22 protein-coding genes are annotated in these 26,596 nt (G+C 63.9%); 12 read left to right on the top strand and 10 right to left on the bottom strand.

The features are described from left to right. Positions 1-57: 57 nt before the first annotated feature. The 3 genes from MESOP_RS05940 to leuS form a co-directional block, all read right to left on the bottom strand. Positions 58-2,643: a DNA translocase FtsK gene (locus tag MESOP_RS05940; protein WP_013892424.1), complete on the bottom strand. Its 2,586-nt coding sequence runs from the start codon at positions 2,641-2,643 to the stop codon at positions 58-60. 222 nt (positions 2,644-2,865) lie between these two features. After that, complete coding sequence (gene lptE / locus MESOP_RS05935; RefSeq protein WP_013892423.1) at positions 2,866-3,459, bottom strand: LPS assembly lipoprotein LptE; 594 nt, start codon at positions 3,457-3,459, stop codon at positions 2,866-2,868. After that, positions 3,446-6,070, bottom strand: a complete 2,625-nt coding sequence (gene leuS / locus MESOP_RS05930; protein ID WP_013892422.1) for a leucine--tRNA ligase — start codon at positions 6,068-6,070, stop codon at positions 3,446-3,448. Before leuS ends, lptE begins: the two co-directional genes overlap by 14 nt. Positions 6,071-6,226: 156 nt before the next feature. Here leuS and MESOP_RS05925 point away from each other — a divergent pair, with 156 nt between their 5' ends. The 4 genes from MESOP_RS05925 (at position 6,227) to MESOP_RS05910 (ending at position 8,818) form a co-directional block, all read left to right on the top strand. Continuing rightward, positions 6,227-6,889 carry a YggS family pyridoxal phosphate-dependent enzyme gene (locus MESOP_RS05925; RefSeq protein WP_013892421.1) on the top strand — a complete coding sequence of 221 codons (663 nt, stop codon included), beginning with the start codon at positions 6,227-6,229 and terminating at the stop codon, positions 6,887-6,889. An 80-nt stretch (positions 6,890-6,969) separates the two neighbouring features. Continuing rightward, entirely contained in the window at positions 6,970-7,224 is a 255-nt protein-coding gene (locus tag MESOP_RS05920; protein WP_013892420.1) for a type II toxin-antitoxin system Phd/YefM family antitoxin, read from the top strand. Beyond that, entirely contained in the window at positions 7,224-7,625 is a 402-nt protein-coding gene (locus tag MESOP_RS05915) for a type II toxin-antitoxin system VapC family toxin (protein WP_013892419.1), read from the top strand. Before MESOP_RS05920 ends, MESOP_RS05915 begins: the two co-directional genes overlap by 1 nt. A gap of 143 nt (positions 7,626-7,768) precedes the next feature. Continuing rightward, entirely contained in the window at positions 7,769-8,818 is a 1,050-nt protein-coding gene (locus MESOP_RS05910) for an aldo/keto reductase (protein WP_013892418.1), read from the top strand. Positions 8,819-8,868: 50 nt separating this feature from the next. On the opposite strand, the gene MESOP_RS05905 is transcribed toward MESOP_RS05910, so the two are convergent. After that, positions 8,869-9,771 (bottom strand): LysR family transcriptional regulator, encoded by a 903-nt coding sequence (locus tag MESOP_RS05905; protein ID WP_013892417.1) that lies wholly within the window; start codon positions 9,769-9,771, stop codon positions 8,869-8,871. A gap of 124 nt (positions 9,772-9,895) precedes the next feature. On the opposite strand from MESOP_RS05905, the gene MESOP_RS05900 reads away from it, so the two are divergent. Together MESOP_RS05900 and MESOP_RS05895 are read left to right on the top strand one after the other, a co-directional pair. Then, complete coding sequence (locus MESOP_RS05900) at positions 9,896-11,077, top strand: MFS transporter (RefSeq protein WP_041164541.1); 1,182 nt, start codon at positions 9,896-9,898, stop codon at positions 11,075-11,077. Positions 11,078-11,119: 42 nt separating this feature from the next. Continuing rightward, entirely contained in the window at positions 11,120-12,154 is a 1,035-nt protein-coding gene (locus MESOP_RS05895) for an aldo/keto reductase (RefSeq protein ID WP_013892415.1), read from the top strand. Between the two features lie 61 nt (positions 12,155-12,215). On the opposite strand, the gene MESOP_RS05890 is transcribed toward MESOP_RS05895, so the two are convergent. Then, on the bottom strand, positions 12,216-12,488 hold the full coding sequence (locus MESOP_RS05890) for an usg protein (RefSeq protein WP_013892414.1): 273 nt from the start codon (positions 12,486-12,488) through the stop codon (positions 12,216-12,218). A 315-nt stretch (positions 12,489-12,803) separates the two neighbouring features. On the opposite strand from MESOP_RS05890, the gene acs reads away from it, so the two are divergent. Continuing rightward, a complete protein-coding gene (gene acs, locus MESOP_RS05885; RefSeq protein WP_013892413.1) occupies positions 12,804-14,759 on the top strand; it encodes an acetate--CoA ligase in 1,956 nt (651 codons plus the stop codon). After that, positions 14,759-15,505: an MOSC domain-containing protein gene (locus MESOP_RS05880; protein ID WP_013892412.1), complete on the top strand. Its 747-nt coding sequence runs from the start codon at positions 14,759-14,761 to the stop codon at positions 15,503-15,505. Before acs ends, MESOP_RS05880 begins: the two co-directional genes overlap by 1 nt. On the opposite strand, the gene MESOP_RS05875 is transcribed toward MESOP_RS05880, so the two are convergent. The 3 genes from MESOP_RS05875 to MESOP_RS05865 form a co-directional block, all read right to left on the bottom strand. Further along, the gene (locus MESOP_RS05875) at positions 15,506-16,774 is read right to left on the bottom strand and encodes an SAM-dependent methyltransferase (RefSeq protein WP_013892411.1); all 1,269 of its coding nucleotides are present in this window, start codon (positions 16,772-16,774) and stop codon (positions 15,506-15,508) included. It lies immediately after the preceding gene. Between the two features lie 365 nt (positions 16,775-17,139). Continuing rightward, on the bottom strand, positions 17,140-18,618 hold the full coding sequence (locus MESOP_RS05870) for a TadE/TadG family type IV pilus assembly protein (protein WP_013892410.1): 1,479 nt from the start codon (positions 18,616-18,618) through the stop codon (positions 17,140-17,142). A 308-nt stretch (positions 18,619-18,926) separates the two neighbouring features. Continuing rightward, on the bottom strand, positions 18,927-19,796 hold the full coding sequence (locus MESOP_RS05865) for a transglutaminase-like domain-containing protein (protein ID WP_013892409.1): 870 nt from the start codon (positions 19,794-19,796) through the stop codon (positions 18,927-18,929). A gap of 169 nt (positions 19,797-19,965) precedes the next feature. On the opposite strand from MESOP_RS05865, the gene MESOP_RS05860 reads away from it, so the two are divergent. Next, complete coding sequence (locus tag MESOP_RS05860; RefSeq protein WP_013892408.1) at positions 19,966-20,631, top strand: HAD-IA family hydrolase; 666 nt, start codon at positions 19,966-19,968, stop codon at positions 20,629-20,631. 82 nt (positions 20,632-20,713) lie between these two features. On the opposite strand, the gene MESOP_RS05855 is transcribed toward MESOP_RS05860, so the two are convergent. Continuing rightward, complete coding sequence (locus MESOP_RS05855; protein ID WP_013892407.1) at positions 20,714-20,935, bottom strand: DUF1674 domain-containing protein; 222 nt, start codon at positions 20,933-20,935, stop codon at positions 20,714-20,716. Between the two features lie 102 nt (positions 20,936-21,037). Between MESOP_RS05855 and htpX the strand changes: the two genes are divergently transcribed. Beyond that, complete coding sequence (gene htpX, locus MESOP_RS05850; protein ID WP_013892406.1) at positions 21,038-22,057, top strand: zinc metalloprotease HtpX; 1,020 nt, start codon at positions 21,038-21,040, stop codon at positions 22,055-22,057. Then, a complete protein-coding gene (locus MESOP_RS05845) occupies positions 22,015-23,442 on the top strand; it encodes an RsmB/NOP family class I SAM-dependent RNA methyltransferase (RefSeq protein ID WP_049802343.1) in 1,428 nt (475 codons plus the stop codon). The genes htpX and MESOP_RS05845 overlap by 43 nt, the downstream gene beginning before the upstream one ends. A gap of 183 nt (positions 23,443-23,625) precedes the next feature. On the opposite strand, the gene MESOP_RS05840 is transcribed toward MESOP_RS05845, so the two are convergent. Next, positions 23,626-24,558, bottom strand: a complete 933-nt coding sequence (locus MESOP_RS05840; protein ID WP_013892404.1) for a phytanoyl-CoA dioxygenase family protein — start codon at positions 24,556-24,558, stop codon at positions 23,626-23,628. Positions 24,559-24,868: 310 nt separating this feature from the next. Here MESOP_RS05840 and MESOP_RS05835 point away from each other — a divergent pair, with 310 nt between their 5' ends. Beyond that, positions 24,869-26,593 carry a heparinase II/III family protein gene (locus tag MESOP_RS05835; RefSeq protein WP_013892403.1) on the top strand — a complete coding sequence of 575 codons (1,725 nt, stop codon included), beginning with the start codon at positions 24,869-24,871 and terminating at the stop codon, positions 26,591-26,593. The last annotated feature ends 3 nt before the right edge of the window (positions 26,594-26,596 follow it).

The raw sequence follows: 26,596 nt of genomic DNA, 5'->3' as shown, positions 1-26,596 counted from the left end.
CGATACCAAAAAGGCCGGGCAACCGGCCTTTTTTATTGACCTTCGTGGACCTGCCGGTCAATCAGCGGCGTCGTCGTCGGGCGTGGCAACCGGCGGGCGCCGGCCCGTCATGATCTCGCGCTTTCCGACATGGTTGGGTGCGCCGACCAGCCCTTCCTTCTCCATGCGCTCGACCAGTGAAGCGGCGCGGTTGTAGCCGATGCCGAGGCGGCGCTGGATATAGGAGGTCGAGCACTTCTTGTCGCGCACCACCACCTTGACCGCCTCGTCGTAGGTCGCATCGCTGTCTTCGGCTGCAACCGATCCCTTGTCGAAGACGGCTCCCTGGTCGCCGTCGTCTTCCTCTTCATCCTCGTCGGCCGTCACGGTTTCCAGATATTCGGGGCGGCCCTGAGCCTTCAGATGCGCCACGACGTGCTCGACCTCCGCGTCGGAGACAAAGGGGCCGTGCACGCGCGAAATGCGCCCGCCGCCCATCATGTGCAGCATGTCGCCCTGGCCAAGCAGCTGCTCGGCGCCCTGCTCGCCCAGGATGGTGCGGCTGTCGATCTTGGACGTCACCTGGAAGGAAATCCGGGTCGGGAAGTTGGCCTTGATCGTGCCGGTGATGACATCGACCGAGGGGCGCTGCGTCGCCATGATCAAATGGATGCCGGCCGCGCGCGCCATCTGTGCCAGGCGCTGGATCGCGCCTTCGATCTCCTTGCCGGCGACCATCATCAGGTCGGCCATTTCGTCGACGATGACGACGATATAGGGCATCGGCGCGAGGTCGATTTCCTGCTGCTCGAAGAGCGGCTCGCCGGTGCCCTTCTCGAAGCCGGCCTGAACGGTCATGACGACCGTCTCACCCTTGTCACGGGCCTGGGCGGCGCGCTCGTTGTAGCCGTCGATGTTGCGCACGCCGAGCCGCGCCATCTTGCGGTAGCGGTCCTCCATCTCGCGCACCGCCCATTTGAGCGCGGTGACGGCCTTCTTGGGGTCCGTGACGACGGGGGTCAGAAGATGCGGGATGCCGTCATAGACGGAGAGTTCGAGCATCTTGGGATCGACCATGATCAGCCGGCATTCTTCCGGCTTCAGCCGGTAGAGCAGCGACAGGATCATGGTGTTGATGGCGACCGACTTGCCGGAGCCGGTGGTGCCGGCAACGAGCAGATGCGGCATCTTCGCCAATTCGGCGATGACGGGCTCGCCGCCTATCGTCTTGCCGAGGCAAAGCGCCAGCTTGCAACTGGTCTTGCGGAAACCCTGCGATTCGATCAGCTCGCGGAAATAGACGGTCTCGCGGGTCTCGTTCGGAAGCTCGATGCCGATGACGTTGCGGCCGGGCACCACGGCGACGCGCGCCGAAATCGCCGACATGGAACGGGCGATATCGTCGGCGAGACCGATGACGCGAGACGATTTGACGCCCGGCGCCGGCTCGAACTCATAGAGTGTCACGACCGGACCAGGGCGAACGTGGATGATCTCGCCGCGCACGCCGAAATCCTCCAGCACGCTTTCCAGGAGGTCGGCATTCTGCTCGAGCCGCTCCTGCGACATGTAGAAGCCCTGCCCTTCCGGCGGCTGCTGGAGCAGCTCCTCGGAGGGAAGCTCGTATGCCTCGCCGGTCGTGGACGGCACGATCTTGCCGACCTTGGGCAGCGGCGACGAGGCGCGCCCGGCCGGAGCCTGCACGGTCTCCTCCAGGCTTTGCGCGACCTGGACCGGAACGGCATTGCGCGCGACGGCGGAAGTTGCAGCCGCAGTCCGGGCCTGTCGCGGCGCGCTGCTCGCCACCGGCTGGACCTCGGCCTGGTTCGAATTGGCCGGACGGACGTCCGGCGAGGCGGGCGGAGCTTGCAGGCCCGGAAGGCATTCGATGACGCGGAACAGCGAGGTGGGATCCGCCGTGGGCGCGGCGTGGCTCTCGGCCGGTTTGGCGACGACCGGCCCGGCCGGGCGCGGCGCCGGGACGGCTTGCGGCACCGGCGACGGAGCCTCGACCATGTAGGGCGCCATGACCTCGAAAAAGGCGTGATCCGACAGATAGGGCCAACGCACTCTTTCACGGCCGGTGGTTTTGACCGGCGCCGCCGTCCCCTGGGTCGGCGCGGATGCGCGTGATGTTGCGATGATCCTTGACCCCGCAGGCGCAGCGGTCCGTGCCGGTTCGCCAGCATGCCTTGGCGTAACGGATGTCGGGGCCGAACCCGCCGGCCTCTGCAGCACCGCGCCCCTGTTGCCGGCAGTCGAGCGGACGGCGTCCAAGACGGGGTTCCGGCTCTTCAGCAATGGTGAAGACGTGGCTGCATGGGATGGCGGGACCGCGGCGGGCCGTGCGCTTGCTTGCTGCGCCGGTGGGACCGGCGGTTCGCTTTGCTCGGCGGCAATCTGGTCGCGCTGCGGATGGCGCGTCTTGGCTTCGTAGTCCGGCGTGCGGGTAAACCGCACATTGGGCGCCAGGAAGAAATAGTCTTGCCAGGCTGGGCTTTCGTTGCCGCCAAGATCGACGAAATCACCGGAGTTGCCGGCTCCGGCCGCGCCGGTTTGCCAGCCATCCGCCTTGTCGCCCATGGTGTTGAAACGCTTTACCCCGGGGTCATCGGGCGAAGCTGCCTTCAATGAATTGACCCGGAGAAAACGCCTGGATTCCATGCTCAAGACTCACTCTGAAACGTCTGCTGAGCAATAGGGAGCGAGTGGTTAACAGTTGCTTCCCGTCGGCAGCGCCGGAGCGATGGAAAAGCTGAAAATAAAACCGGACCCTGGCCGTCGCGAGGCGCTTCGAAGATCAGAATTCACATGCCGCTGGCGGCCCGAAGGCCGGCGCGTTTTGCCCGTCCGTGGCTCGGCTTTTGCGTGAAACGAAAAACGGCGTTAGCCAGCCGTCTTGCCGTGCCGCGCCAGATCCTGGGCGATGGACAATTGCAGGGCTTCGGCCAGCTCGCGCGCGGCGCGGTTTTCAGCGTCGATCTGCGCCCGATACGAGGCAAATTCCTGCCGCGGCCTGTCGAAGGACGAGGTGATCGCCCGCTTGCCGACCGTGATGACGGCGCCGGTTTTCGCATCGGTCAGCGTGTAGCTGGCGGTCAGCGTCACCGAACCGGCGGTCGGCTCGTCCTGATCGGTCTGGACCTGCACCAGCGCGGCCGAATCGACGGCTTCGGTTACGCTGAGACCAAGCGAATAAAGCGGCGAGGCCGGTTCGCCGGCGCCGCGCCCAAATCCGAAGATCAGATTGTTGCGCACCTGCTGGGCATAGCGTGTGTTGACCGGCTTGACGGCAATCGACGCCAGCTCGGCATTTGCGGTCGAGCCCGTGGACAGCGGCGCGTTCGAATAGAGCGGCCGCACCTGGCAGGCCGAGACCAATGCGAGCGAGCCGAAAAGGCCGGCAAGCGCGATGCGCCGCAGCAGGCGGCTCAGCTCTGTCTTTTCCGGGTTAGGTAACTCAAGGTCAGGCAACGACATTGACGATCCTCTGCGGCACGATGATCACCTTGCGCGGGGCCTTACCTTCGAGCGCTTTCTGCACGAAGTCGAGAGCGAGCACAGCTTTTTCGACCGCACCTTGGTCCGCGTCGCGGGCAATTGTCAAATCCCCACGTTTCTTGCCGTTGACCTGGACCGGATAGGTGACCTCATTGTCGACGACCAGCGCCGGATCGAAGACCGGCCACGGCCGTTCGGCAACCAGATCGGTGCCGCCCAGCGCCTCCCAGCACTCCTCGGACAAATGCGGCATCACAGGCGCGATCAGGTGCACCAGGATCTCAACCGCCTGGCGACAGGCGCCTTGCATCGCCGGATCGGCCTTGCCTTCCGCCACGTCGTTGAGCGGCGCGGTCAGCACGTTGGCCAGTTCATAGATGCGGGCAATGGCGCGGTTGAAGGCGAGCTTCTCGATGTCCTCGCCAACCGCCTTGAGTATCTTGTGCGCGGCCTTGGAAACCGCGCCGGCTTCACCATTGTCGGCGGCCGCCGGCTTGACGCCTGCCAGCGTTTCGGCTGCCGTCGATACCAGCCGCCAGATGCGCTGCATGAAGCGATGCGCGCCGGCGGCGCCATCGTCGGTCCATTCGACATCGCGCTCAGGCGGTGAATCCGACAGCATGAACCAGCGCGCCGTATCGGCGCCGTAGCCGTCGGTGATGTCCTCCGGACTGACCGTGTTCTTCTTCGACTTCGACATCTTCTCGAGCGGGCCGATCGTCGCGTCCTCGCCGGTGGCGACCTCGATGGCGCGGCGCTTGCCGTCGGCTTCCTCCAGCCGCACCTCGGTCGGCGCCAGCCAGCGGCCGTTCGATGCCGACCCGACGCGATAGGTTTCATGCACCACCATGCCTTGCGTGAACAGGCCCTTGAAGGGCTCGGCCAGATCGACATGGCCGGTCTCGCGCATGGCACGGGTGAAGAAACGCGAATAGAGCAGGTGCAGGATCGCGTGCTCGATGCCACCGATATACTGGTCGACCGGCAGCCATTCGTTCGCCGCCTTGGGATCGGTCGGCTCGTGCGCCCAGGGCGCGGTGAAGCGAGCGAAATACCACGACGAATCGACGAACGTGTCCATCGTGTCGGTTTCGCGGCGCGCGTCCTTGCCGCATCGCGGGCACTTCACATGCCGCCATGTCGGATGACGGTCGAGCGGGTTGCCCGGCCGGTCGAAATCGACGTCGTCGGGCAGCTTGACCGGCAGGTCCGCCTTCGGCACCGGCACCACGCCGCAATCCTCGCAATGGATCATCGGGATCGGGCAGCCCCAGTAGCGCTGGCGCGAAATGCCCCAGTCGCGCAGGCGGAAATTCACCTTGCGTTCGGCCATCGGCCGGTTGCCGATCGTCTTCTGCTCCAGGAGCTTCGCCACCTCGTCGAAAGCCTGGTCCGGCTTCATGCCGTCGAGGAAGCGCGAATTGATCATCGCGCCATCGTCGCCATAGGCCACGTCGACGATCTGGAAGGTCGCCTGATTCTCGCCTTCCGGCATCACCACCGGCACCACCGGCAGGCCATATTTGTTGGCGAAGTCGAGGTCGCGCTGGTCATGCGCCGGGCAGCCGAAGATGGCGCCGGTGCCGTATTCCATCAGCACGAAATTGGCCACGTAGACAGGCAGCGTCCAGCTGTCGTCGAACGGGTGGACGGCGCGGATGCCGGTGTCGAAACCCTTTTTCTCGGCCGTCTCCAGCGCCGCCACCGACGTGCCCATATGGCGGACCTCGTCGATGAACTTCGCCAGTGCCGGACTGGTCTCGGCCGCCTTTTTGGCCAGCGGATGATCGGCGGCGATCGCCATGAAGGAAGCGCCGAAGATGGTGTCGGGCCGCGTCGTGTAGACTTCCAGCTCGTGTTCGCCGGCAATGTCCGAGGCCAAAGGCCATCGGATCAGCAGGCCTTCCGAGCGGCCGATCCAGTTCTGCTGCATCAGCTTCACTTTTTCGGGCCACTCGTCGAGGCCGTCCAGTGAATCCAGCAGGTCCTGGGCGAAGTCGGTGATCTTGAAGAACCATTGCGTCAGCTCGCGCTGTTCGACCAGCGCGCCCGAGCGCCAGCCGCGCCCGTCGATGACCTGCTCGTTGGCGAGCACGGTCATGTCCTCCGGGTCCCAGTTGACCTTGGAGGATTTGCGCGTCACCAGGCCCTTCTCGACGAAGTCGAGGAACAGCATCTGCTGGCGGTGATAATAGTCGACGTCGCAGGTGGCGAATTCGCGCGCCCAGTCCAGCGACAGGCCCATGACCTTGAGCTGCTCGCGCATGGTGGCGATGTTCTGGTAGGTCCATTCCTTGGGATGGACCTTGTTCTGCATCGCCGCATTCTCGGCCGGCATGCCGAAGGCGTCCCAGCCCATCGGATGCAGCACGTTGAAGCCCTTGGCCCGCTTGTAGCGCGCCACCACGTCGCCCATCGTGTAGTTGCGGGTGTGGCCGATATGGATGCGCCCCGACGGATAGGGGAACATCTCCAGCACGTAGTATTTCGGGCGCGGATCGTCATTGTGCGCTTCGAAAAGCTTCTTGGCAGCCCAGGCCTTCTGCCATTTGGGTTCTGACGCGCGCGGATTGTATCGTTCGGTTGCCATGGGACGTTTTTCACTTAAAAGCATGCACGGACTGCGGGCGAGACGCTCGGCAGTTCAGGGAATGTGGTCCGGGTGTTCACCATGGTTTGGCAAACCCGTCAACCATATGGGCATCGCGTCGGTCAAAAACGCGGGTCAAAACAGCAGGATTTGCATATGGGCGACGCCGTTCAGCAGTTTTTTGCGGTCAAGGCGAAGATTGCCGCGGCCGAGCGCGAGGCAGGCCGCGAAGCCGGTGCGGTGACGCTCGTCGCCGTCTCCAAGACCTTCGAGGCCGCCGACATCGGCCCGGTCATCGAGGCCGGCCAGCGCGTCTTCGGTGAGAATCGCGTGCAGGAGGCGCAAGGCAAATGGCCGCCGCTGAAAGGCGCTTTCCCGGACATCGAGCTGCACCTGATCGGCCCGCTGCAGTCGAACAAGGCCAGGGAGGCCGTCGCGCTGTTCGATGTCATCGAGACGGTCGACCGTGAAAAGATCGCCGCCGAACTCGCCAGGGAGATCGCCCGGCAAGGCCGCGCGCCAAAGCTCTACGTCCAGGTCAACACCGGCTCGGAACCGCAGAAGGCCGGCATCGAGCCGCGCGAGGCGGTCGCCTTCGTCGCCCGCTGCCGCGACGTCCACGGGCTCGCCATCGAAGGCCTGATGTGCATCCCGCCGGCCGACGAGAACCCCGGCCCACACTTCGCTTTGCTGGAAAAGCTCGGCAAGGAAGCCGGCGTCGCCAAACTCTCGATGGGCATGTCCGGCGACTACGAGACGGCAATCGCCTTCGGCGCAACCAGCGTCCGTGTCGGTTCGGCGATCTTCGGCAGCCGTTAGTCCGCCCGGCGCCAGCACAGCATTCCTTGCTGCCGCGTCGAGCAAATGCTATATCTAGCCAAGCTAGCTAGGAGCATTTCATGAACTGGCACCTTCAGGACGCGAAGAACAATTTTTCCAAGGTGGTTCAGCGTGCGCGAAGCGAGGGACCGCAGACAGTGACGTTGCGTGGCGAGCGTGCCGCAGTGGTTCTCTCCGCCGAGGACTACGACCGTCTCGCTGGAAAGAAAAAGTCGCTGGCGGAGTACCTTTTGACAGGTCCTGTCTGGGACGATGATTTCGCCGAAGAGGTCAACCGTCGCCCGAAAACGATGATCCGGGACGTCGATCTCTGATGTATCTGCTCGACACGAACATCGTTTCGGATGTGCAGAGGCGGCTGCCCAAGCCGACTGACTGGCTGGCATCGGTGGACCCGACATCAGTCAATCTCAGCGTCACTACGCTTGGAGAGATCGAGCGTGGGATCACCAAGCTGCGCAAGGTCGACTCCGAAAAGGCAACACGCCTCGATCTGTGGCTGCGGGAGCTTCGGCGGGACAATGCGGACCGTATTCTTGCCGTTACGGAAGATGTCGCGTTGGCTTGGGGCCGTATCACGGCCGGCCGCACAAGAGGCAGCGCCGATACCCTCATCGCGGCAACCGCCCTTGTCCATGATCTTATTCTGGTGACGCGCAACACCGCCGACTTCGATGATACAGGCGTGACGGTGCTCGATCCCTGGGACGTCTAAGCTCGTTCGTCTGCTTTTCGAAGCGTTCCATCTACGCTCACGCGCATTGGGCCAATCTCAAGCGGTCGTTACGCCAACAGTGGAAACGAAACGTACCGTTCCTATTTGATTAGTGTCATCACAATTCTCCTGGAGCCTTTGCCATGCGTTACAATCAGCTTGGAAATACGGGGATGTTCGTCTCCGAACTGTGCCTCGGCACCATGACCTTCGGCGCCGCCGGCGAAAACGCCCAATGGGGCCTGATCGCCAGCCTCGACCAGAAGGGCGTCAACGAGATCGTCGCCCGCTCGATTGCCGCCGGCGTCAATTTCTTCGACACGGCCGATGTCTACTCCTTCGGTCAATCCGAGCGCCTGCTCGGCCAGTCGCTTAGGGACCTCGGCATCAAACGTTCGGACGTCGTCATCGCCACCAAGGTGCATGGCGCCATGGGCGACGGCCCGAACCAGCGTGGCTCCTCGCGCGGCCACATCATGGATTCGGTCGATGCCAGCCTCGAACGGCTGCAGCTCGACCACATCGATCTCTATCAGCTGCACGGCACCGACGCGGTGACGCCGATCGACGAGACGCTGCGGGCACTCGATGATCTGGTTGCCAGCGGCAAGGTCCGGTATGTCGGCGTCTCCAACTGGCAGGCCTGGCGCATCGCCAAGGCGCTCGGCATTGCCGACCGCAAGGGTTTTGCCCGTTTCGAGACCATCCAGTCCTATTACTCGATCGCCGGCCGCGACCTCGAACGCGAGATCGTGCCGCTGATCAACGAGGAAAAGCTCGGCCTGATGGTGTGGTCGCCGATGGCCGGTGGCCTGCTGTCCGGCAAATACGGCCCCGGCGCGCCCGGCAATGGCGAGGGCCGCCGGGCGTCCTTCAACTTCCCGCCGGTCAACGAGGACCGCGCCTGGGCGGCCGTCGCCGTCATGCGCGAGGTCGCCAGGAAGCATGATGTCAGCGTTGCCACAGTGGCGCTCGGCTATGTCCTGGCCAAGCCTTTCGTGATGAGCGTCATCATCGGCGCCAGCCGCATGGAGCAGCTCGAACAGAACCTTGCCGCGACTGAAGTGAAGCTCGACACCGACGATCTCGCCCGTCTCGACGAGGTCAGCGCGCTGCCGGCGGAATATCCCGGCTGGATGGTCGAACGCCAGGCGGCCGGCCGCCGGCCGGAGCCGTTCACGCCCAAAGCATAACGCGGCTGACGAAGGCTATCCCGGGAGTCGGACGGCTCCCGGGTATCACTTCAGGCCATCCGCACGGTCTCGACCAGAAAATCGAGAAAGGCCCGCACTCTGGCCGGCAGGTGCTTGCCGTGGCCGACATAGACGGCATGTGTCGGTTCGACATCGCCAGGGTTGAAGTCTTCCAGCAGCGGCATCAGCCGGCCGGTGGCAATATCGGGCTCGACATGCCAGCGCGCCAGCCGGGCAATGCCCGCGCCCGCAATCGTCATCAGCCGCATCGCTTCGCCGTCGCTGACCATCGCATTGCCGCTGACCGGAACCGTGAAGGACGTACCGTCCGCGAACGGCCAGCCGTCGCTGTACCGGGCGAAGCCGAAGGCAAGCCGATTGTGACGATCGAGTTCGGCAGGCAGGCGCGGCGTCCCATGCGCTCCAAGATAGGACGGGGCGGCTACAACCACCATCGGGCTTTGGCCTAGCTTGCGCGCCACCAGCCGTGACTCGCCGAGCTGCCCGGCTCGGATGGCGACATCGGCACGCTCCGCCATCAGATCGATGACGCTGTCGGTCAGCACCAGGTCGACCGATATTTCGGGGTAGCGTTCGAGGAAGCGCGGCAAAAGCGGGATCAGCCGGTGCACGCCGAAGGGCACGTAGGTGTTGACCCGCAGCCGCCCGCGCGGCGCAGCACCCGCCGCCGCCTCGCGCTCGGCCGCCGCCATGTCGGCCAGGATGCGCAGGCCGCTCTCGTAGAAAGCGCTGCCTTCCGGCGTCAGCTGCAGCTTGCGCGTCGAGCGGCTGACTAGCCGGGCGCCGAGCCTGGCTTCCAGCCGCGCAATCAGCTTGCTGACCGCCGATGGCGTCATGCGCAGGTTGCGCGCCGCGGCCGAAAAGCTGCCCGCCTCGACGACGCGCACGAAGACTTCGATCTCGCCGGAGCGGTTGATGTCAGGTCTGGCCATCTGTGAATCTATTTCACAGAAAATATGCCTGGAGCAAGTCTGGTTCACAATGCACCGCAACACGATCTTCCGGGTCGAGCGCGGTTTGGACAAGGCGCTCGTCATCGCCGAAGTGGGAACCACCATGCCTCTCGCTCTCTACGCCCTCGCCGCCGGTGCCTTCGGCATCGGCGTCACCGAATTCGTCATCATGGGTCTGCTGCTCGATGTCAGCAAAGACCTTGGCGTCTCGATCTCCGCCGCCGGCCAGCTCATTTCGGGCTATGCGCTGGGCGTCGTCATCGGCGCCCCGCTGCTGACCATCGCCACCGGCAACTGGCCGCGCAAGACAGTGCTTCTGGCGCTGATGGCGATCTTCACGCTTGGCAATCTCGCCTGTGCGCTGGCGCCCGACTACTGGACGCTGATGGGCGCCCGCGTCATCACCGCCTTTGCCCACGGCACTTTCTTCGGCGTCGGCTCGGTGGTCGCCACCGGCCTTGTCGCACCCAACAGGAAGGCTTCGGCGATCGCCTTGATGTTCACCGGCCTGACCATCGCCAACATCCTCGGCGTGCCCTTCGGCACCTGGCTCGGCCAGGCCTTCGGCTGGCGCGCGACCTTCTGGGCGGTGACCGCAGTCGGCCTCGCCGCCTTCGCCGTCATCCTGGCCCTGGTGCCGCGCAGCCAGGCGGCGCCCGAGAAGAGCGACCTGCGCGCCGATCTCGCCGTGCTGCGCCGCACGCCGGTCCTGCTCGGCCTCGCCACCACCGTGCTCGGCTATGCCGGCGTCTTCGCCGTCTTCACCTATATCGCGCCGCTGTTGACCGAACTCTCGGGCTTCAAGGAAGCCGCGGTATCGCCGATCCTGCTCGTCTTCGGCGGCGGCCTCATCGCCGGCAATCTCGCCGGCGGCAAGGTCGCCGACCGCTGGCTGGTGCCGTCCGTGCTCGGCAGCCTCGTCGTGCTCGCTTTGGTGCTCACAACCATGAGCTTCGCCATCCACAGCCAGGTGATGGCCGTGATCTATGTCGGCCTGCTCGGTGCCGCCGCCTTCGCCACCGTGGCGCCGCTGCAAATGTGGGTGCTGGAAAAGGCCCAAGGCGCCGGCCAGAGCCTCGCCTCGTCCTTCAACATCGCCGCCTTCAATCTCGGCAATGCCGGCGGTGCATGGCTTGGCGGCGCGGTCATCGCCCACGGCCTCGGCCTTGGCGCGCTCACCTGGGTCGCCGCCCTGCTGCCGGTCGCGGCCCTTGGCGTCGCCGGGCTGGCGCTGCGCCTCCACCGCAGCGCCTCGCTCGGCACGCCTGTCTGCGCCAACTCGTAAGTTCGTCCGCAATCCGTTTTCGATATCATCAGGAGCAGAAAAATGGACTATCGACCTCTCGGCGCATCGGGCCTGAAAGTGCCCGCACTTTCATTCGGCGCGGGAACCTTTGGCGGCTCCGGCCCGCTGTTCGGTGCCTGGGGCAACACCGACGCCAGGGAAGCGCGGCGGCTGGTCGACATCTGCCTCGAGGCCGGCGTCAATCTGTTCGACACCGCCGACGTCTATTCGAATGGCGCCTCGGAGGAGGTGCTCGGCGAAGCCATAAAAGGCCGCCGCGACGCCGTGCTGATCTCGACCAAGACCTCGCTGCCGATGGGCGAGGGACCGGCCGACTACGGCTCGTCGCGTTCTCGGCTGATCAAGGCAGTGGATGCCGCCCTGAAACGTCTCGGCACCGACTACATCGACCTGTTGCAGTTGCATGCCTTCGATGCCGGCACGCCGATCGACGAGGTTTTGTCGACGCTGGACGCGCTCGTGGGCGCCGGCAAGCTGCGTTATGTCGGGGTCTCCAACTTCTCCGGCTGGCAAGTGATGAAGTCGCTGGGGGAAGCGGACAAGCATGGCTACCCGCGTTATGTCGCGCACCAGGTCTACTATTCGCTTGTCGGGCGCGACTATGAATGGGAGCTGATGCCGCTCGGCCTCGACCAGGGCGTCGGCGCGCTGGTGTGGAGCCCGCTTGGCTGGGGCCGCCTGACCGGCAAGATCCGCCGTGGCCAGCCTCTGCCGGAAACGAGCCGGCTGCACGACACCGCGAGCTTCGGTCCGCCGGTCGAGGACGAGCATCTCTATCGGGTGATGGATGCGCTTGACGCGGTGGCGCAGGAAACCGGCAAGACCGTGCCGCAGATCGCCATCAACTGGCTGCTGCAGCGCCCGACCGTGTCATCGGTCATCATCGGCGCCCGCAACGAGGAGCAGCTGCGCCAGAACCTCGGCGCCGTCGGCTGGACGCTGACACCGGAGCAGATGAAAAAGCTCGACGCCGCCAGCGAAGTCACCGCGCCCTATCCGTATTTCCCCTATCGCCGCCAGGAAGGATTCGCCCGGCTCAACCCGCCGGCGGTGTGAGCTTCTGCAATTAACGAGAGATTCGCGGGACAGCGCCCCCTCAACGGCCGTGTGCCCGCCCCTAATGCAGTACGAACTCGCCATCCACCTTGCGCCACTCGTTCGGCGCGATCAGTTTCTGGTGCGTGTAGCTGATCGAGTGCAGCGGCCCGTCGAGCTTGGCTTTCCAGAACTCGATGAATTTGATCAGCACCGGAAACTTCGGCGCGATGTCGTAGTCCTGCCAGATAAAGCTCTGCAGCAAATGCGGGTGGTCGGGAAAGTGGTACAGAATCTTGGCCGTGGTCAGGCCATAGCCTTTGAGCATCAGGTCCATTTCGGCATGATCGCGCATTGCGGTCCCCCTGGGCGGTCCCTTGTTGATTCTCCTGTCCTCCCAAGGCTGATTGTGCGCGCCGTTGATTAACCGTCTATTGATTTTTTCTTCATCGAAAGCGCCTTTAGCATGAGAAAACATGCAGTTAGCAGCGCGCTCGACCGAGTGCTGACAGCTCTCTAAAAAGCTGCCTGCGGCATCCCGCCGCGCGAATCCAACGTCTAATATTGCCGTCACGGCGGAACTGGTAATAATGCCGCCGAATTCGCGGTCGTGTCGCCGCGATCCCGCCGGCATTTCAAGCCGGCGATTGGTTCGGGAGGAAAGTCAGGAATGTCCGAGGTTCATGTCCATCGTGTCCAGCCGGCGTGGAAGAAGAATGCGCTGATCGACAATGATACCTACCTGAAATGGTATGCCGACAGCATGAAGAACCCGGACAAGTTCTGGGGCAAGCACGGCAAGCGGATCGACTGGTTCAAGCCCTACAGCAAGGTCAAGAACACCTCCTTCGACGGCAAGGTCTCGATCAAGTGGTTCGAGGACGGGCTGACCAACGTTTCGTACAACTGCATCGATCGCCACCTGAAGAAGCGCGGCAACCAGACCGCCATCATCTGGGAAGGTGACAACCCCTACGACGACAAGAAGATCACCTACAACGAGCTTTACGAGCATGTCTGCCGGCTCGCCAACGTGATGAAGAAGCACGGCGTCAAGAAGGGCGACCGCGTCACCATTTACATGCCGATGATCCCGGAGGCCGCCTATGCAATGCTGGCCTGCACCCGTATCGGCGCCATCCATTCGATCGTCTTCGGCGGCTTTTCGCCGGACGCGCTGGCAGGCCGTATCGACGATTGCAAGTCGACTTTCGTCATCACCGCCGACGAGGGCCTGCGCGGCGGCAAGCCGATCCCGCTGAAGGAGAACACCGACAAGGCGATCGAGATCGCAGCCAAGGCCGGCACCAAAGTCGAAAAGGTGGTGGTCGTGCGCCGCACCGGCGGCAAGATCGGCTGGGCTCCGGGCCGCGACGTCTGGTACCACGACGAGGTCGCGACGGTGAAGGCCGAGTGCAAGCCGGAGAAGATGAAGGCCGAGGATCCGCTGTTCATCCTCTACACCTCCGGCTCGACCGGCAAGCCGAAGGGTGTGCTGCACACCACCGCCGGCTACCTCGTCTATGTCTCGATGACGCACCAATATGTCTTCGACTATCATGACGGCGACATCTACTGGTGCACCGCCGATGTCGGCTGGGTGACCGGCCACAGCTACATCGTCTATGGCCCGCTCGCCAACGGCGCCACCACGCTGATGTTCGAGGGCGTGCCGAATTATCCGTCGCAGTCGCGCTTCTGGGAAGTCATCGACAAGCACAAGGTCAACATCTTCTACACCGCGCCGACCGCATTGCGCGCGCTGATGGGCGCCGGCAACGATCCTGTGAAGAAGACCTCGCGCAAGTCGCTGCGCGTGCTGGGATCGGTCGGCGAGCCGATCAACCCGGAAGCCTGGGAGTGGTATTTCAACGTCGTCGGCAACGGCAAGGTACCGATCGTCGACACCTGGTGGCAGACCGAGACCGGCGGCATCCTGATCACGCCGCTGCCCGGCGCCACCGATCTCAAGGCGGGTTCGGCGACGCGGCCTTTCTTCGGCATCAAGCCGCAGTTGGTCGACGGCGAAGGCAAGGTGCTGGAAGGGGCGGCCGACGGCAATCTCTGCATCACCGATTCCTGGCCCGGCCAGATGCGCACCGTCTATGGCGATCACGATCGTTTCGTGCAGACCTATTTTTCCACCTACAAGGGCAAGTACTTCACCGGTGACGGCTGCCGCCGCGACGCCGACGGCTACTACTGGATCACCGGCCGCGTCGACGACGTCATCAACGTTTCCGGCCATCGCATGGGCACGGCCGAAGTCGAATCGGCGCTGGTCAGCCATGAGAAGGTCTCCGAGGCCGCTGTCGTCGGCTACCCGCACGACATCAAGGGTCAGGGCATCTACAGCTACGTCACCTTGATGAAGGGTGCCGAACCGACCGAAGAGCTGCGCAAGGAGCTTGTCGCCCATGTCCGCAAGGAGATCGGCGCCATCGCCTCGCCCGACAAGATCCAGTTCGCGCCCGGCCTGCCCAAGACGCGTTCCGGCAAGATCATGCGCCGCATCCTGCGCAAGATCGCCGAGGACGATTTTGCCGCCCTTGGCGATACCTCGACACTCGCCGATCCAGCCGTGGTCGACGATCTGGTTGCCAACCGGCAGAACAAGAAGGGCTGATGCGGGACGCGGCCTTGCTCGGCACTGTCAGCGAACTCTGGCGCTATCCGGCGAGCTCGCTCGCCGGCGAACGCCTGGAGGCGATCTCCGTTGCACTCGAAAGCATCGAGGGCGACCGCATGTTCGGCCTGGTCGATGCATGCGACAACGAGATCGCCCGGCCGGACCGCGCCGAGAAGTGGCACAAGGTGCCGTTGATCCGCACCCGGTTGAACCTCGCTCGCCAGCTTGAGGTCGCCGTCCCCGGCGGCGAATGGCTGTCTGCTCCCGGCGTCGAGAGCGACCGCGCGGTATCGGCCTATCTCGGCTTCGAAGCCTCGATCCGGCCGTTCCGCCAGGAGAATGCGCCGGGCTATTCCGGCCCATTGACGGCGGAGCGCTACCGCAAGGCGCCGATCCATCTTCTGACCACGGCTTCGCTGGCGCGCCTGAAGACGCTGCATCCGGACGGCGCAGCCGACCCGCGCCGCTTCCGCCCCAACATCGTCGTCGACATGGCGGCGGTCGAAGGCTCGTTTCCGGAGACGGAATGGATCGGCCGCAAGCTGGCGATCGGCGATCTCCTGCTGACCATCTCCGAACCATGCCGCCGCTGCGGCTTCACCATCATCGCCCAGGACGGCTTCGACAACGACCCCGGCATCCTGCGCAACCTGGTCCGCCACAACGCGCATAATCTCGGCGTCTATTGCACGGTCGACAAGCCAGCCAGCATCAAGCTCGGCGACGAGATGCGGTTCGTGTAGTCAACGATAAAGATCGGCCCGCGTCGGCGGCAGGCCGCTCGGGCCGCGTGCGCGCTTGGTGACGACGGTCTGGAAAATCTGCGCCGAGGCGCGCTCGAAGGTGATCGAACAGCCGGTCAGATAAAGCAGCCACAGCCGCGCCTTGGCCTCGCCGACTTCGGCGACCGCCTCGTCGAAGCGAGCCTGCAGCCGCTCGGCCCACAGCCTGCAGGTGCGGGCATAGTGTTCGCGCAAATTCTCGACATCGTAGACGAGAAAACCGTGCGCCTCGAGATTGCCTGTTGTCATGCCGATCGTGTCGAGTTCACCGCCGGGGAAGATGTATTTGAGCAATGCCTTGTATTCCGGTCCCTTGCGCAGGGTTTTCTTCAAGTCGCCTTTGCTGCGCCTGGTGATGGCGTGATGCAGATAGATGCCGCCCGGCTTCAGCAGCCGGTGGACGGTGGAAAAGTAGGCGGCGTGGTTGGCGATACCCAGATGCTCGAACATGCCGATCGACGATATCTTGTCGAAGCTACCGGTGAGCTCGGCGTAGGATTTGATCTCGATGGTGATCTTGTCCTCCAGCCCCTCGGCGCGGATGCGCTCGCGGGCAAGATCGGTCTGGGCCTGCGACAGCGAGACGCCGTGGCCGACGACGCCGTAATTCTTCGCGGCATGGATCAGCATGGCGCCCCAGCCACAGCCGATGTCGAGCAGCCTTTCGCCCGGTTTCAGCCGGAGCTTGCGGCAGATGTGGTCGAGTTTGTCGGCCTGCGCCTGGTCGATGCCGTTGGCGAAATCCTTGAAGTAGCCGCAACTGTAGACCATGCGCTCGTCGAGGAAGAGCCGGTAGAAGGCGTTCGAAATGTCGTAGTGATGCTGGATCGCTTCCTGGCTCGAACCGCTGACATAGGGATTGCGCCCGGACAGATCGGTCCGCGTGCTCATCTGCTTGCGTGACAAAAGCACGGAAGGCAGGTCGCGCAGGATCGCGAGCTTCGGCAGCGACTTGATCTTGGTCCGCAGCTTGCCTTGCGACGGCAGGGCGTAGAAATCGAACAGCGTTCCGTCTTCGATGTCTATGGTCTTGGAAATCCACATCTCGATCAGCGTCGACAAAGACGGCCGCCTCACAACCTGCCAGACGATGTCCTGGTCGTTGACGGTGAGCACCGGCCCGCCGGCGGGGCCGATCCGCTCGCCGGTCCACAGCCTGACGGCAAAACCGGGCTTCAGCGTTTCGATCACCGTTCGAACGACGCGCGCGGCTTTCTCGGTAGCGTCCATTGCTCCCTCCCCCTGCGGCTCGATGACGCGATCTTGTCTATTTGGCGCGGAGATCGCAAGCGCCCTGAAATGCTCCGTGGTTCCGACAAGGTGCCTTTTTCAGCATGGCACCTTGTCATTTGCTGCAACGCACCCCATCATGTCCATGTGTTCAACAAATCGAAAGGAGGTGATCCGATGTCGAGTGATTTCGTTTTCCAGAACGTGGCCTCGCAGGATTGCACTTTCGGGAAGCAGTCTTCCCGTTAAGGCGCGAGATGCGCGGAGGGTGACCCTTGGGTCGCCGCCACAGGCCGCGCCATGGACGGAAACACGGAAGGCCGCCGGCTTCGCAAGAAGCGGCGGCCTTTTCCTTTTTGGGCGGATTACTGGGTCAGTGCGACCTTTTCGGTGTTGCGGATGATTTCTTGAAAGGCGGCGTCCAATTCTGCTCCGGTGGACGCCTCGAAGTAATGTCTCTCGGCGGCGGAGGCGTCTTTCGACGAACAGCCCTTCAGCACCGCCTTTGCCTGGTCCCGCTCGGTTGCCGACATGTCCTTGTCGTTCAGATCGAAGCCGATGGTGAAAATCTCAATGCCGTCATTTTTCATGTTGCCGCACAGCGCTTCGGCGTTGCCGCGCGCAAGGTCGCCCTGGCCGTTGTAGCTCCCCCCAGCACCGGCGAAGGCGGTATTGAACTGGCCATCGGTCATCAGGATAGCAACTTTGGCAATCTTCTTCGCATTGGCATCCGATGCGCCGTTGCCGAGACCGACATTCTTGATCGCGGCGCGCCATTGCGGCGACAGCATATAATAGGTCCACTGAATGGCGATCGCGCCGGCCGTATAACCAGCGGCCCGGAAATCGTCGATCGAATCGAGCAATGCGTCGGAATCCGCGGTCAGCGGGATCACTTCCGCATCAGGGCACCTGTTCATTCCCCCGCCATCGAGATGATCGTCCCGGTTGACCAGGGCATAATATTTCTTGCCGTTCCTGTCCGTGCGAACCGTGTCCGGGCCGTCGGCGCTCAGATCCGCATCGCCATTCTTGTTCTTGCGCTCTGTGGTGCAATTATCCGGATGTGGCATCGCCGCGCCAACAATGGAGATGTAGTCGCTGAAGGACGGCAGCAAGGCTTTGCCCGTCTTGGCGACAAGAAGCGAACTGCCTGCGACAGGTGGCAGCTCCGAGCTCCCTTGCGTCTCGGCATAGACGTTTTCCGCTAGCTTGCCGGCGTTCACGCCAGACGCGTAAGGCACAATCGCGACGCGGATACGGGGCCTCTTGGGATCCTGATTCTGGAGCATGGTCTGAACGGCGTTTCTCGCGGCTGCTCTCAGATCGCCGATCTTGTCGACGTTGCCCCGCTTGGCCATCGATCCTGTGATGTCGAGCATCATAGCCACCTCGACCGTCTTGTCCGAATAGAGCGCGGTGGTGGAAGCGGCGACGCGCTGCATGTCGCCGATGCCGAACAGCGGAAAATAGAGGGCGACATCGACATGCACATTTGCTTGCACGGTTTTAGCCGTCTTGTCGACGATCAGCTTGTCGAGCACCACCTGGTCCGGCTGCAGGATGCCCGCCGCGCTGTTGGCCACGAGAAAGGCCTTCACCGAATTGTCGGCATCGGCTTCCTTGATGACTCCGGTGGTCAGGTCGCGTGCCGTCGATGTTACCGCGGCGTCGACCACGCCTTGCAGGCTCGATTTGGCATTGTAGAGCTGCGAGATGTTGACAGAAAAGCCGGCGGCCAGCGCCAAGACCGAGGCAGCAAAACCGAACAGGACCGCGAAATTTCCACCGCGATCCCTGGCGAACCCGCCGACCGCGTGAACAAGACCCCCGTAATTCCGCATCTCCAACAGCCTCCGCTTGCCTCGGCCTCGTCGCCGCGCAAAAGGCAATGCAGGATTCCAGCCGGATGACGCCGTGACGCTCCGAGAGCGAGCGGCTCGCAACTACCGCATTGTTTTTGTTGAACTTTGGTACGCGTCAGGGTGAATGACCGGTAAATGCAAAACCGCCACCGCGATTTCGTTTACGAGGCGCTTACCATGCTGGGCCCAGGGATCGCGGCACATCCGGCGACGTCCTGTTGCGGCACAGCGCTTGTGTGCCGAAGCGGACCAGTTGTCCCCAGCTGCAAAACCGAAATGGTGAGGGACTAGGCCAGCATCCGTGCGCTGACCGTCTTGTCGATGCCGTGGTAGGGCGGATTGAACAGCCTGCCTTCCTGTTCATAAGTCCATACCTTGAACAGGCTGAGCCGGTGCGGGCCGAAGCTGTGCAGCAGCGGCACGTCGGTGGCGTCGCGGCCGCGCGCGATGACGACGCGGCCGATCCTGGGCCGGTTGTGGCGCGGGTCGAACGTGTACCATTTGCCGTCCAGGAACACTTCCATCCAGGCCGAGAAATCCATCGGCGCCGGATCGGTCGGCACGCCGATGTCGCCGAGATAGCCGTTCACATAACGCGCCGGGATGTTCATGCAGCGGCAGAGCGTGATCGCCAGATGCGCGAAGTCGCGGCAGACGCCCACCCGTTCCTCATGCGCCTGCGCCGCCGTGCGGGTCGAACGAGCATAGCCGTAGCCGAACGACAGGCGGTTGTGGACATAGTCGACGATCGCCTGCACCCGCGCCCAGCCGGATGGAAGATGACCGAACAGCTGCCAGGCAAGATTGCTGAGATGATCGGTCTCGCAGTAGCGGCTGCCGAGGAGATAACCGAGCACCTCGTCGGGCAACTCGGCCACCGGTAGCTCCCTGGCCAGCATGTTGACTTCATCCGGCTCGCCGCTGTCCTCGACCACCGCGTCGTAGAGGATACGAAAGCCTCCGGCAGGCGCGGTGAAGCGGCGGCAGGCATTGCCATGCATGTCGTGGTAGAGCCTGGTCGGCACGGAAGGCGATGTCAGCACGCGCGTCTGCCGTTTGATGTCGGCCTGCCTGTCCTTGTGGATCTCGAGCAGCGAAATCACCGGAGTGGCCTCGGCGCATTCAATGGCGATTTCATAGCCGAGCCGGATCAGCATCACACGTCCCCCCTTCAATCGTCATGGAAAGCAGTGTCGTTGAAACGCCGGAGGGGAGCCGTGGTTCCCTGGAGCGTCCGAAAAGACACCCTCGCGCCTTCCCATGTCGGTGCCTTGACGTTACGGTTGCGCCCTCCCTCGACGCGCTCCCCGGACTTCAAGGAAAATCATGTTTGCAGGCAGAAAATTCGCCGCCTTCCTCTTCGATATGGACGGCACGCTGATCAATTCCATCGCCTCGGCGGAGCGGGTGTGGAGCGATTGGGCACGTCGTCACGGCCTCGACGTCGCCGCCTTCCTGCCGACGATCCACGGTGTGCGGGCGATCGAGACCATCACCGGCCTTGCCCTCCCAGGCGTCGATCCGGCGCATGAGGCCGACCTGTTGCTGAAAGCCGAGGCCGACGATCTCGATGGCATTATGCCGATCGCCGGCGCCGTGGCGTTTCTCGAGGCGCTGCCTCCCGAGAGCTGGGCGATCGTGACCTCCGCGCCACGCTCGTTGGCGCTTGCACGCATGAAGGTTGCCGGCATTCCGGTCCCCGCCGTTCTCGTGGCGGCGGAAGACGTTTCCCGAGGCAAGCCGGCGCCCGATTGCTTCCAGCTCGGTGCAAGACGGCTCGGCGTCGACGCGCGCGACTGCCTGGTGTTCGAGGATGCCCCGGCCGGCATCCGGGCGGCCGAGGCTGCGGAAGCGTCGGTCATGGTGATCAACGCCACGCACCAGCATCCGATGGCGACGCAACATACCGCCATCGCAGGCTACGACGCCGTCGGCATCACCGTCGACGAGCGCGGCTGGCTGGCGCTTGAGGCCCAACGCAGCGCCGCCTAGGGGTGGCGCTATCGGGTGTGTCGGGATTCAGGTCAGACCGAGTCGAAAATGGTGGCCGGTCTCACCTGAATCTCAACACACCCTAAAAATCGCTGGTCAGGCCTTTGACTTCCCAGTCGCCGTAGCGGCCGGGTTCCTTGCCGCCACGGCCACCGATTTCGCGCGGCAGCGCGGCTTCCTTGCGGCGATAGTCTTGCCGTCGTGCCTCGGCTTCCGCCAGGGCGCGGCGGGCGGCAGGCGTCAGTTCTTTTGACGGCGCGTCGTCATCGGTTTCGGCCGGCGTTTTACTGGGTTCGTCGTTCATGCGATATTTCCAGCGGATTGAAACAGGGACAGGCGTTTCCCATCATATAGCGATGAGCTCAGGACTATCGACCCCCTTTCGCGATCTGGACAGGAGCAGCCGATGAACACCATTCGCACCGCCATGCTTCTTGCCGCGATGACAGCGCTGTTCATGGGCGTCGGCTTCCTGATCGGCGGGTCGGGCGGCATGATGATCGCGCTGGTGATCGCCGCCGGCACCAATTTGTTCAGCTACTGGAACGCCGACAAGATGGTGCTGTCGATGAACCATGCCGTCGAGGTCGACGAGAAGAACGCGCCGGAATATTACGCCATCGTCCAGGCGCTGGCCCAGCAGGCCGGCCTGCCGATGCCCAAAACCTATCTGATCGACAGTCCCCAGCCGAACGCCTTCGCCACCGGCCGCAATCCGCAGAACGCGGCGGTCGCCGCCTCCACCGGCTTGCTGCAGCGGCTGACCCATGAGGAAGTCGCGGCCGTCATGGCGCACGAACTCGCCCACGTCCAGCATCGCGACACGCTAACCATGACCATCGTCGCCACCTTTGCCGGCGCCATCTCGATGCTCGGCAACTTCGCTTTCTTCCTCGGCGGCAACCGCGACAACAACCCGTTCGGCTTTGTCGGCGTGCTGGCGGCGATGATCGTGGCGCCCTTCGCCGCGATGATCGTGCAGATGGCGGTCAGCCGCACCCGCGAATACGAGGCCGACCGGCGCGGCGCCGAAATCTGTGGACACCCGCTGTGGCTGGCATCGGCGCTTGACAAGATCGCCCGTGGCGCCGAACGCATTCCCAACCCCGATGCCGAGCGCAATCCCGCGATGGCGCATCTCTTCATCATCAATCCCCTACACGGCGAGCGCATGGACAGTCTGTTCTCCACCCACCCGGCCACCGAGAACCGCATCGCTGCGCTGCAGGAAATGGCGCGGCGGATGGGCGACAGTGCCCCCCGGACGGCGGAACGCAGGGCGCCGGCGCCGCCGCAGGCCGACGAACCGCAATCGGCCGGACCGTGGGGCAAGCCGGCCGCACCGGAACAGTCCGCCGAACCCGCCAAGCCGAACTCCAATCCATGGGGTCGCAACCCGACCGGGCCCAAGGGCCGGTGGTCGTGAGCGTGGCGGACAGAGGACCTCGACGCACGGTTTCAGGCGAGCAGGAACACAAGGACGGCGGCGAATTCGTCGCCGGTCTCGCTGCCCGCAAGGCGGCTGCGCGGCTGCTTGCCGCCGTCATCGATGCCAGGACGCCGCTCGACGGCCTGACCGACCACGAGAACGGCCATCCGCAATACAAGGCGCTCGATCCGCGCGACCGTGGCCTGGTGCGCGCCATCCTGGTCACCGCGCTGCGCTATCGCATGACCATTACGGGATTGCTGGCGCGGCGCCTGGAAAAGCCGCTGCCGCCCAACGCCAGCGCTTTGTCCCACATCCTGCATGTGGCGGCCGCGCAGATCCTGTTCCTCGATATTCCCGACAGCGCCGCTGTCGACCTGGCGGTGACCCACGCCAAATCCGACCCGCGCACGCAGCGCTTCTCCGGCCTGGTCAACGGCGTGCTGCGCACCCTGGCGCGTGCCAAGGACACGGAACTGCCTGCCGCCCTTGCCGCCACCGACGAAGCGCCAAAATGGTTCTCCGACCGGCTGAAGGCCGCCTATGGCGCCGACAAGGCGAAACAAATTCTCGCCGCCCACCGGCACGAGGCGCCGGTCGACTTCACGGTCAAGGCCGATCCCGAGCTGTGGGCCGAAAAGCTCGGCGGCATCGTGCTGCCGACCGGAACGGTTCGAGTGGAAAATCTTGCCGGCCCCGTTATCGAACTGCCCGGCTTCGCGGAGGGCGCCTGGTGGGTGCAGGATGCGGCGGCCAGCTTTCCCGCCCGGCTGTTCGGCGATGTCAGGGGGCTGCGCGTCGCCGATCTCTGCGCGGCGCCCGGCGGCAAGACCGCGCAGTTGATCCTGGCCGGAGCCAGGGTCACCGCTGTCGACACCTCGAAGAACCGGCTGGCCCGGCTGGCGCAGAATCTCGACCGCCTCGGCCTTGCCGCGGACATCGTCCAGGCCGACCTCATTAAATACGAGCCGGCGGAGCTGTTCGACGCCGTGCTCCTCGATGCGCCCTGCTCGTCGACCGGCACGGTGCGCCGGCATCCCGACGTGCCCTGGACCAAGACGGCGGCCGATGTCGAAAAACTCGCCGACCTGCAAGGCAGACTGCTGGCCCGCGCCGTCACCCTGGTCAGGCCGGGCGGACGGATCGTCTTTTCCAATTGTTCGCTCGACCCGATCGAAGGCGAGAACCTCCATCGCGCGTTCCTCAAGGCGACGCCGACAGTCGCCGACGATCCCCTGCATCAGGGCGAGATTGCCGGCATTGATTCGTTCTTGACGGCGCAAGGCACTTTGCGCACCACGCCCGCGGATCTCGATCTCGGAGCGCCGGAGCGCTCGGGTCTGGACGGCTTCTTCGCCGCGCGCATGCGCCGGGCAGTTTAGGGCGCGTTCAGGTCAGGCCGGCATCACCCTGAATATCGCCTAGGGTGTGCTGAGATTCAGGTCAGACCGAGTCGAAAATGGTGGCTTCCGAGAACCGGAGCGGAGCGTACTTTTCGTACGTGAGCACCGGAAGCGCAGGAAGCGGCCATTTGCAGGCCGGTCTCACCTGAATATCAACACACCCTAAAGCATGTCGTCCAGACTCCAGTGGTTGCTCCAACGAGCATCGATTTCGTCGTCGACATTCTGGTAGCGGATATCCGTCGACAGCCGGATCAGTCCGTTTTTGCTCTGGTTGGTCGTGGAGGCATGGATCATGTAGGGTGAGTGAAGGACGATGTCGCCCGCCTCGAAATCCGCCATCAGCCACCTTGTATCGAACCGTTCCGCCATGTGGGGCAGGTCCTTCGACACCCAGCCACCCTCTGTCATATTGCGGTTGTAGGCGCTGATGCGTTCCTCGGGACCGAGATCGGCATTTTCCTTGGCGAATTGTGCCTCCAGGGTAGCGCCGATGGCATGCGATCCCTCCAGGTAGATGAGACCTCCCATGTCGATCGAGGCATCGCCGATCGGTATCCAGGCCGTCACCACGCGGCTTGTGCCGCCGCGCAGATAGACGAGGTCGTAGTGCGCGGGCGTCGCGGTGGCGGTGCCGGGCAAGGTGAAGCGCATGATCTTTCGCTTGTGCAGGTAGGATAACCCGCCCGTGAAAGCGTCCATCAGGCGCGATAGGCGCGGCTGCGCGCAAAAGCCCTCATAGGCTGTCGAACGGACCACCGACATCAAGCGGCGATTGGCGAGCTGGTGATCGATAGCACTGTCGGAAGCGATACCGAGCGAAGGGTTGGTCGCCGGCTTCAAAAGTCCGCTATCGGCAAGATGGGAAAGCACCCAGCCGCGAAACTCGATCACTTCACCGCGCGGCAAGAGCCCTTTCAGCCAGACATAGCCTTGCGTTCCAAAAAGGCGGCGAATGGCCTCGACGCCGACGGAAGGGTTCGTCGGGGAAAGGTAGCCCAGCCTGTTCGGCATCGTTGACAGCACCTTGCCGTTGGCTGTCAAGGCAACCGGCGGGGCGCCCCGCAATGCCTGTTCGCCGGCTGATATCGACATTTCAATCACCTGGATGGCTTCGACTTTGGCAGAACAATAGCTTGGTATCTCAACTCTTCCCATGGGTGGAAAACCGACCTGGACCCTTTCGCCCATGACCAGCCGGCACTATGCCTTGTGCCGATCGCCACCGCCACAAGAGGACATAAGTCGCGGCATGAACCGGGTGTATGACCCGGAAAAGACGTGACTTTTTTAGGGACGACCCGGCCACGGCCGCGTGAAGTGGCTCGATCAGGCGAAATCGGCTTCGCATAAGTTCTTGAATCATATAAACTTGCACCGGGGTAGAGGACGTTCAGGAGGGCTTTTGGCACTGGTTGCCAGCAACACGACGCGTCTTTGGACGCTTGTCGCGAAGGAGTTCTGGCGCAAGACGCGCCGGCGCTTGCGCGCCGGGCCAGTCTATCGCTGGCGCTATTCCGGGCGCACGCCCGAACGCGTGCTGATCGCGCCGCCGGACTTGCGCCTCGCCGACCCGCAGATCGCGCTCGAGATCTATTACGGCCGCTATCCCTTGTCGGGGCATCTGGTCGAGACTGGCGGCAAGTCACCCTTCCAGATCAATGTTCCAAATCACGGCTGGCAAAAGACGCTGCATGGCTTTCGCTGGCTTCGCCATATGCGTGCAGCCGGCACCGAGCTTGCCGCCGCCAATGCCCGCGCTCTGGTTTCCGACTGGATCACCATGCATGGCAGCCATATTTCCGGCATCGCCTGGGAACCTGGCATCACGGCCAAGCGCATCATCGCCTGGCTGCAGCATTCTTCCGTGGTGCTGCAAGGCGCGGAGTTTCCGTTCTATCGCGCCTTCCTGAAATCGCTGGCCGTCCAGATCCGCTACCTGAGGTCGATGGCCCGCGAAATGCCTGACGGCAAGGACCGGCTGCGGGCCCGCATCGCGCTGGCCTTCGCGGCACTTTCCCTGCCGGCACCGGCTTCGGCGCTGCGCGGCGCCACCCGCAAGCTGGCCGAGGAACTCAACCGCCAGATCCTCGCCGACGGCGGCCATATCTCACGCAATCCGATGACGGTGCTGGAAATCCTCGCCGACCTTTTGCCGCTGCGACAGACCTACGCCAACCAGGCGGAGGCGCCGCCGCAGGCGCTGATCGGCGCCATCGACCGCATGCTGCCGGCGCTGCGCTTCTTCCGCCACCAGGACGGCAGCCTGGCCCGCTTCAACGGCATGGGCGCCACGATCCACGACCGCATCGCTACCATCCTGCGCCACGACGACACCGCCGGAGCTCCGCTGCTGCACGCGCCGCATTCGGGCTATGAGCGGCTGTCGATGGGCGGTACCACCGTCATAGCCGATACCGGCCTGCCGCCGCCGGTCGACGTGTCCAACGCGGCCCACGCCGGCTGTCTTGCCTTCGAGCTGTCGTCGGGCCGCCAGCATTACATCGTCAACGCCGGCATCGACACCTATGGCGCGGCCGAGTTCCGGCCGCTGGCCCGCGCCACCGCCGCGCACTCGACCGCCACCATCAACGACACCTCGTCGGCGCGGTTCACCCATTCGCTGCGGGTCAACGACCAGCTGGGTTCCCCCTTGATCGGCGGCCCGCAGCATGTCCAGTGCAAGCGCACCGACCAGAAGGGCGTTCACGGCTTCATCGCCCGTCATGACGGCTATCTCCAGCGCTTCGGCTTCCTGCATGAGCGCGACCTGAAGCTGTCCTCGAACGGCAATGTGCTCGCCGGCAGGGATCGGTTCCAGCGGCCCGGCAATGCCGCGATCCGCAACAATGGCCGCGACTTCATCACGGTGCGCTTCCATGTCCATCCAGACATCAACCTTTTGCAGGACGAGCATGACCGCCTGGTGCTGACCGCCGATCAGGCCGATACCTGGGTGTTCACCTCGGCCGAAGTGGTGCCGGAGGTCGAGGAATCGATCTATTTCGCCGGTCTTGGCGGCCCGCGCCGCAACCGCCAGATCGTGCTTGCCTTCAAGGCGTCGGACGTGTCCGAAGTCCACTGGCAGCTGACGCGCACCAGCATCGCCGGCTATCCGGAAAACAACTGAACC

It is taken from the genome of Mesorhizobium opportunistum WSM2075 (assembly GCF_000176035.2).
In the GTDB taxonomy this organism is placed as follows: Bacteria; Pseudomonadota; Alphaproteobacteria; order Rhizobiales; family Rhizobiaceae; genus Mesorhizobium; species Mesorhizobium opportunistum.
Note: the sequence above shows the minus strand (reverse complement) of the source record. Positions and strands in the feature narration are given on the sequence as shown.